The 8098-nt window shown below is 54.8% G+C and carries 6 protein-coding genes; 3 read left to right on the top strand and 3 right to left on the bottom strand.

The genetic code is table 11. The annotated features are described in order from the left end of the window. Positions 1–250: 250 nt before the first annotated feature. Complete coding sequence (gene gyrA / locus HMPREF2726_RS07605; protein WP_070602866.1) at positions 251–3025, top strand: DNA gyrase subunit A; 2775 nt, start codon at positions 251–253, stop codon at positions 3023–3025. Positions 3026–3262: 237 nt separating this feature from the next. Then, positions 3263–3982: an SDR family oxidoreductase gene (locus HMPREF2726_RS07610; RefSeq protein ID WP_003761605.1), complete on the top strand. Its 720-nt coding sequence runs from the start codon at positions 3263–3265 to the stop codon at positions 3980–3982. Between the two features lie 137 nt (positions 3983–4119). Here the strand turns inward: HMPREF2726_RS07610 and hisH are convergent, their stop codons facing one another. From hisH to HMPREF2726_RS07625, 3 genes are all read right to left on the bottom strand, one after another. After that, positions 4120–4764 carry an imidazole glycerol phosphate synthase subunit HisH gene (gene hisH, locus HMPREF2726_RS07615; RefSeq protein WP_009311421.1) on the bottom strand — a complete coding sequence of 215 codons (645 nt, stop codon included), beginning with the start codon at positions 4762–4764 and terminating at the stop codon, positions 4120–4122. Positions 4765–5009: 245 nt separating this feature from the next. Continuing rightward, on the bottom strand, positions 5010–7175 hold the full coding sequence (locus HMPREF2726_RS07620) for a heavy metal translocating P-type ATPase (RefSeq protein ID WP_070602868.1): 2166 nt from the start codon (positions 7173–7175) through the stop codon (positions 5010–5012). Between the two features lie 99 nt (positions 7176–7274). Beyond that, positions 7275–7484, bottom strand: coding sequence for a heavy-metal-associated domain-containing protein (locus HMPREF2726_RS07625; protein ID WP_003674677.1), 210 nt, complete (start codon positions 7482–7484; stop codon positions 7275–7277). Between the two features lie 147 nt (positions 7485–7631). Here HMPREF2726_RS07625 and cueR point away from each other — a divergent pair, with 147 nt between their 5' ends. Then, positions 7632–8024, top strand: coding sequence for a Cu(I)-responsive transcriptional regulator (gene cueR, locus HMPREF2726_RS07630; RefSeq protein WP_070602869.1), 393 nt, complete (start codon positions 7632–7634; stop codon positions 8022–8024). The last annotated feature ends 74 nt before the right edge of the window (positions 8025–8098 follow it).

Here is an 8098-nt window from a genome sequence, read left to right on the forward strand (position 1 = left end):
GGGATGTCCAACTTTTGGGGTGCAGTTCAAACCATAGTTTAGGTTTTCAGACGACCTTTTTATATGGGCAGGTAGGATATGGCAGACAACCCATGAAGGCAGCAAGTCGCAGATACTACGTGTAGCATCGCAGCTGTAGCGAAAAATCAGTTTATTCACCATACGATTCGAAAGGGATGCAAAAAGCCCGAAAAGCACGGTTTTATGCTAAAATTCCCATCTATTTTTGCCATACGAAATAAAGAAAACCATGACCGACGCAACTATCCGCAACGACCATAAATTCGCACTCGAAACCCTGCCCGTCAGCCTTGAAGACGAAATGCGCAAAAGCTATCTCGATTACGCCATGAGCGTGATTGTCGGCCGCGCTCTGCCCGATGTGCGCGACGGTTTGAAGCCGGTGCACCGCCGCGTGCTTTACGCCATGCACGAGCTGAAAAACAACTGGAACGCCGCCTACAAAAAATCGGCGCGTATCGTCGGCGACGTCATCGGTAAATACCATCCGCACGGCGATTCCGCGGTTTACAACACCATCGTGCGCATGGCGCAGGATTTTTCGATGCGCTACGTCTTAATCGACGGTCAGGGCAACTTCGGCTCGGTTGACGGCGACGGCGCCGCGGCCATGCGTTATACCGAAATCCGCATGGCGAAAATCGCCCACGAAATGCTGGCAGACATCGAAGAAGAAACCGTCAATTTCGGCCCGAACTACGACGGCAGCGAACACGAGCCGCTGGTGTTGCCGACCCGCTTCCCCGCGCTGTTGGTCAACGGCTCGTCCGGTATCGCCGTCGGTATGGCGACCAACATCCCGCCGCACAATCTCACTGACACCATCAATGCCTGTCTTCGTCTTTTGGACGAACCCGAAACCGAAATCGACGAATTAATCAATATTCTCCAAGCGCCCGATTTCCCGACCGGCGCAACCATCTACGGCTTGAGCGGCGTGCGCGAAGGCTATAAAACCGGCCGCGGCCGCGTCGTCATGCGCGGTAAAACCCATATCGAACCCATAGGCAAAAACGGCGAACGCGAAGCCATTATCATCGACGAAATTCCGTATCAGGTGAACAAAGCCAAGCTGGTGGAAAAAATCGGCGAACTGGTGCGCGAAAAAACGTTGGAAGGCGTATCCGACCTGCGCGACGAATCCGACAAATCCGGTATGCGCGTCGTTATCGAATTGAAACGTAACGAAAACGCCGAAGTCGTTTTAAACCAACTCTACAAACTCACCCAGCTTCAAGACAGCTTCGGCATCAATATGGTCGCCTTGGTTGACGGTCAGCCGCGCCTGTTGAACCTGAAACAGATTCTGGCGGAATTCCTGCGCCACCGTCGCGAAGTCGTTACCCGCCGCACCCTGTTCCGCCTGAAAAAAGCGCGTCATGAAGGCCATATCGCCGAAGGTAAAGCCGTCGCCTTGTCCAATATCGACGAGATGATTCGATTGATTAAAGAATCCGCCGACGCGCCTGAAGCCAAAGAAAAACTGCTGTCCCGCGCATGGCGCAGCGGCTTGGTGGAAGACATGCTGAGCCGTACCGACCTCGACCTGCGCATGGCGCGCCCCGAAGGTCTGCCCGCCAACCTAGGCTTGCAGGAACAAGGCTATTATCTGAGCGAAATCCAAGCCGACGCCATCCTGCGCATGAGCTTGCGCAACCTGACCGGCCTCGACCAAGAAGAAATCGTCGGCGATTACAAAAACATTATGGCAAAAATCATCGACTATTTGGACATTTTGGCGAAACCGGAACGCATCACCCAAATCATCCGCGAAGAATTGGAAGAAACCAAAACCAATTTCGGCGACGAACGCCGCAGCGAAATCAACCCGTTCGGCGGCGACATTGCCGATGAAGACCTGATTCCGCAACGCGAAATGGTCGTTACCCTGACCCACGGCGGCTATATCAAAACCCAGCCGACCACCGACTATCAGGCGCAGCGTCGCGGCGGACGCGGCAAACAGGCGGCGGCCACCAAAGACGAAGACTTCATCGAAACCCTGTTCGTCGCGAACACGCATGACTATTTGATGTGTTTCACCAATCTCGGCAAGTGCCACTGGATTAAGGTTTACAAACTACCCGAAGGCGGACGCAACAGCCGCGGCCGTCCGATTAACAACGTCATCCAGTTGGAAGAAGGCGAAAAAGTCAGCGCCATCCTCGCCGTGCGCGAATTCCCCGAAGACCAATACGTCTTCTTCGCCACCGCACAAGGCATGGTGAAAAAAGTCCAGCTTTCCGCCTTTAAAAACGTCCGCAGCCAAGGCATCAAAGCCATCGCGCTCAAAGAAGGCGACTACCTCGTCGGCGCCGCGCAAACCAGCGGCTCGGACGACATCATGCTGTTCTCCAACTTGGGCAAAGCCATCCGCTTCAACGAATACTGGGAAAAATCCGGCAACGACGAAGCGGAAGATGCCGACATCGAAACCGAGATTTTAGACGACCTCGAAGATGAAACCGCCGACAACGAAAATGCCCTGCCAAACGGCAAACACGGTGTGCGTCCGTCCGGTCGCGGCAGTGGCGGCCTGCGCGGTATGCGCCTGCCTGCCGACGGCAAAATCGTCAGCCTGATTACCTTCGCCCCCGAAGCCGCGCAAAGCGATTTGCAAGTATTGACCGCCACCGCCAACGGCTACGGCAAACGTACCCCGATTGCCGATTACAGCCGTAAAAACAAAGGCGGACAAGGCAATATCGCCATCAACACCGGCGAGCGCAACGGCGATTTGGTCGCCGCAACCTTGGTCGGCGAAACCGACGACCTGATGCTGATTACCAGCGGCGGCGTCCTCATCCGCACCAAAGTCGAACAAATCCGCGAAACCGGCCGCGCCGCAGCAGGCGTGCGCCTGATTAATCTGGATGAAGGCGAAACCTTGGTATCGCTGGAACGTGTCGCCGAAGAAGCGGAAGATGAAAATACCGAAGTAGAAAATCCGGAAGGCAATGAAGCCGAGAACACCGTATCGGATACTGAAGGCGGCGAAGCGTAAATCAATCTTCCGATTGACCGGAGCCGATTGGCAGGGTCGTCTGAAATAATAGGTTTCACAATATAGTGGATTAAATTTAAATCAGGACAAGGCCACGAAGCCGCACAGTACAGACAGTACAGAACCGATTCACTTTGGTGCTTCAGCACCTTAGAGGAATCGTTCTCTTTGAACTAAGGCGAGGTAACGCCGTCGGTTTAAAGTTAAGCTACTATAAATCTAAAAAATGGAGAAATCATGTCAACTTTATCCGATAAAATCATCATGGTAACCGGCGCGTCCCAAGGTTTGGGCGAGCAGGTTGCCAAGGCTTATGCGGCGGCCGGCGCGACCGTCATTTTGGTGGCGCGTCATCAAAAGAAGTTGGAAAAAGTTTATGATGCCATTGTCGATGCCGGCTATCCCGAACCCTTTGCCATCTGCTTCGACTTAATGAGCGCCGAAGAAAAAGAGTTTGACCAATTTGCCGCAACCATTTCCGAGGCGACCGGCGGACGTTTGGACGGTATCGTGCATTGTGCCAGCTATTTCTATGCACTTTCTCCTTTGGATTTCCAGACCGTATCGGAATGGGTCAACCAATATCGGATCAATACCGTTGCGCCGATGGGTTTGACACGCGCAATGCTGCCTTTGCTCAAAGCTTCTTCAGATGCTTCCGTGATTTTTGTCGGAGAGAGTCATGGCGAAGATCCCAAGGCTTATTGGGGAGGGTTCGGCGCGTCTAAAGCCGCGTTGAATTATTTGTGCAAAGTCGCTGCCGACGAGTGGGAACGTTTTGACAACCTGCGCGCCAATGTTCTGATTCCGGGTCCGATTAACTCGCCTCAACGCATCAAGTCCCATCCGGGCGAGTCGAAAAGCGAACGTAAAAACTATACCGACGTATTGCCGCAGTTTGTGTGGTGGGCAAGTCAGGAAAGCAAGGGGCGCAGCGGCGAGATTGTGTACCTCTAAGTTTGAACGGTAACGCGGCAAAATCATCATTTGATGAATGCCGCGTTTTGATTTTCAAAACATTATTGTTGTATCAGGCAAGCAATGCAAAAGGTCGTCTGAAAAATTTCAGACGACCTTCTGCTATAAACAGACTGCTAGGGCTGCCAATCCAAGAAGTTACGCAACAGCAACAATCCCGCGTCGTGGCTTTTTTCCGTGTGGAACTGGGTGGCGAACACATTGTCTTTGCCGACGATGCAGGCAAATTCGTGCGGATATTCGCTGGTAGCAAGGATGGTTTCGGGGTCTTCGGGGGCGAAGTAGTAGCTGTGGACGAAGTAAAAGCGCGTTTCTTGTCCGATGTCTTTAAACAGCGGGTGCGGGCGGGTTTGACGCACTGTATTCCAGCCCATGTGCGGCACTTTCAGACGACCTCCGTGCGCATCGGTTTGGTTGGCGGCGAAGCGTTTGACCCTGCCTTTAAACCAGCCCAGTCCGGCAGTATCGCCTTCTTCGCTGTGTTCGAACAATAATTGCGCGCCGACGCAGATGCCGAAAAACGGTTTGTTTTTTAATCCGTCTTCCACTACCTCGCCCAAACCGCTTTGCCACAGCGCCGCCATGCAGTCGGGCATCGCGCCCTGACCGGGGAAGATGATTTTGTCGGCATCAAGGATGTCTTCGGGGCGGTCGGTCAGATAAATTTCAGCGGCTTTGCCGGACAAGGCTTGCGCGGCTTGTACGGATTTGAGGACGGAATGCAGGTTGCCCATGCCGTAATCGACAATAGCGGTTTTCATGTTTTCTCCTTGATTTTTGGATAACGGGGCAAGGCGGGGAAGGGCATTGCGATGGTAATGATTTTATAGCAAACCCCGAACGCGGAAAATCGTTGCGTTGAGCGGCGGCGAGGGTGGGGCGGCACTATATATGTTACAAAGCCAAGTTTGAAAACTTGGCTCTTTATATCGTCTACCGGATGATGGGTCGTCTGAAATAGGGGCAACTGAAAGAGAAAGCCTTGTTTCAGACGACCTTTTCCATATTACTCAATCTTCACCCGTTTCAACCTCAACGCATTGCCCAACACCGACACCGAGCTTGCCGCCATCGCCGCGCCTGCGATGACGGGGTTTAAGAAGCCGAGTGCGGCAAGCGGGATGCCTAATATGTTGTAGAAGAAGGCGAAAAACAGGTTTTGCTTGATGTTTTTCAACGTCGCCTGCGACACAAGCAGGGCATCGGCGAGCTGGTTGACCGAATGCTGCATCAGCGTGGCGGAGGCGGTGTGTTCGGCAACGTCCGCACCGCCTTTCATGGCGAAGCTGACGTTGGCGGCGGCGAGTGCGGGCGCATCGTTGATGCCGTCGCCGACCATCGCCACGGTTTTGCCGGCGGCTTTGAGTTTTTGCACTTCGGCGGCTTTGTCGCGCGGACTCATGTTGCCGAAGGCGTGTGCGATGCCCAGTTGTTTGGCGACATATTCGACCGTGCCTTGGTTGTCGCCGCTCATGATGTAAACGTCGATGCCGTGTTTTTTCAGACGACCTATGGCTTCGGCGGTGTCGGTTTTCAATGCGTCGGCGAGTGCGAATGCGCCGATGGGTTTGCCGTTGGCGGAAACGGCGACGATGCTTGCGATGCGCCAGACGTCGTCTGAAAGGTTTTCAGGCAACTTTAATTCGGCAAAATCAAGTTTGCCCGCTTTCACCAATCCCGCGCCTTCGACTTCGGCGGTAATGCCTGCGCCGACAACGGTTTGTGCATTTTGTGCGGCGGGAATGTCCAAGCCGCGCGCTTGGGCAGCGGAGACGATGGCGCGGGCGAGCGGGTGGGCGGCGTTTTGTTCGACGGCGGCGGCGATGCGGTACAAAGCGTCTTCGTCAAAGCCGCTGTCGGGAACGCAATAGACGGCGGCAACCTGCGGCCTGCCTTCGGTCAGCGTGCCGGTTTTGTCCAACACGACGGCATCGACGTGGGCGGCTTCTTCCATTGCTGCCGCATCTTTAAACCAAATACCGTGTTTCACTGCTTTGCCCATGCCGACCATAATCGCGGCAGGAGTCGCCAAACCGAGCGCGCACGGGCAGGCAATCACCAAAACAGCAACGGCGTGCATCAGCGCCACCGTCCAATCGCCTTTCACCAGCCAAGTGGCGATAAAGGTCAGAAGCGCGATGCCCACGACGGCAGGTACGAACACCGCCGCCGCCTTGTCTGCCACACGCGCAATCGGCGCCTTGCTGCCTTGCGCTTCGGACAGCGCGTTCATCATGTCGCCGAGCAGGGTTTGGCTGCCGAGCTGTGTGGCGCGGTACACCACGCTGCCTTCGGTCATCAGCGCGCCCGCCAACACTTTGCCGCCCGCCTTTTTCTCTTCGGGATTGGATTCGCCGGTAAGGTGGCTCTCGTCCGCCCAGCCGCTGCCGCTTTCGATAATGCCGTCGGCGGCAATGCGTTCGCCGTGGTTGGCGCGGATTAGGTCGCCAATTTGCACTTGGTCGATGGGCAGTTGTTTCCATTCGCCATCGCGTTGCACGTTGACTTGAGTCGGCGTGAGTTTCAGCAGCAAGCCCAAGCTGTTCAGGCTGGATTTTTTGGTGCGGTGTTCCAAAAACTTACCCAGCGACACAAAACCAATCACCATCACGCCTACTTCAAAATACACATGCGCCATGCCGTGCGCTGCGTGCGGGCTGAAAAACAGCATATAGACGGAATACAGGTAAATCGAGACCGTGCCGATGGTAACGAGCACGTCCATATTCGCCAGCCCGCCTTTAATACTCGCCCACGCGCTTTTGTAAAACGGGATTGCCAGCCAAAGCTGCACCACACTCGCCAGCGCAAACTGCCATACCGGCGGAATCATCCAATCGTGCCGCCCGATCATCATGCCTGCCATGCCGATTAAAAACGGAATATTAATGGCCAGCAAAAGCCACAACCTCCAGCCGATATGGTGTTCTGCTTCAGCTTGCGGCAATGTATCTTCCGTTTTTTCCTTCGCGCCGTAACCGGTTTTCTCAATGATTTTGGCAATGTCGGCTGCAGAGGTTTTGCTATCGTCAAACGTAACCTGCGCCTCCTCGCTGGCGAAGTTCACCCCTGCCGATTCGACAAAATCTTTTTTGTTCAACACTTTTTCAATACGCGAAGCGCAGGCCTGACAGGTCATGCCTTCGATTTGAAAACGGACTTTTTGTTGCATGGTTTCTTCCTTCTGAATGTGGTTGGGCTACCTGAAAAAAGCGGAGCAGGGTTTTCAGGTAGCCTTTGGGGTGTTGCAGTCGATTTGTTGCGATTCGATTTACAAAGCCGCATCAAAGCCGCCGTCTTCCACCGCTTCTATCAGCGCGGCGGGGTTGGTTTGGGCGGGGTCGAATTCCACGACGGCATTCTTGTTTTCCAGGCTCACTTCGGCCTTGTCCACGCCGTTTACGCCTTCGAGGATGCTGGTAACGCTTTTCACGCAGCCGCCGCAGGTCATGCCTTCGATGTTTAATGTGATGGTTTGCATAGGGTTTCCTTTCTGTTGGAATGAGGCTGAGGTTTTAAAGCCCGTTGCAGCCAAAGCTTTCAGGTAGCCTGAAATGATGGGTCTGCTCTTGCTTTCCCGCTAAGTGCCGCCACTATAAAGCTTCACCCGAAGTAAAGGTCAAGCATCATGATGAACATCAGCCAGGCCGCGGCCGAGAGCGGCCTTTCCGCCAAACAAATCCGCGACTACGAAAAGTACGGCCTAATCGCCCCGGCCGCGCGCAGCGAAGCGAGCTACCGCCGCTACGGACAGGCCGACCTTGCCCGGCTGCGCTTTATCCGCCATGCGCGGGAAGTGGGCTTTTCGCTGCCGCAGATCGGGCAGCTTTTGAGCCTGCAACACAACCCGCAGCGCACCAGCCGCGAAGTGAAAACGCTCACCGCGCGGCACATCGCCGAGCTGGAAGCCAAAATCGAACGCTTGCAGGGCATGGTGGCCGAGCTGCAACGCTGGCACGATGCCTGCGCGGGAGACGACTGCCCGGATTGTGCGATTTTGGCCGGACTGGAGGAGCGTTAGGCGGCTTGGGGCCAATACACATGAGTGCAACCACCTGTTGCCTTTGTTGGAAGGCATTGCCGAAGGTACGACCG

Origin of the sequence: Neisseria sp. HMSC074B07, assembly GCF_001810355.1 — a bacterium.
Taxonomy (GTDB): domain Bacteria; phylum Pseudomonadota; class Gammaproteobacteria; order Burkholderiales; family Neisseriaceae; genus Neisseria.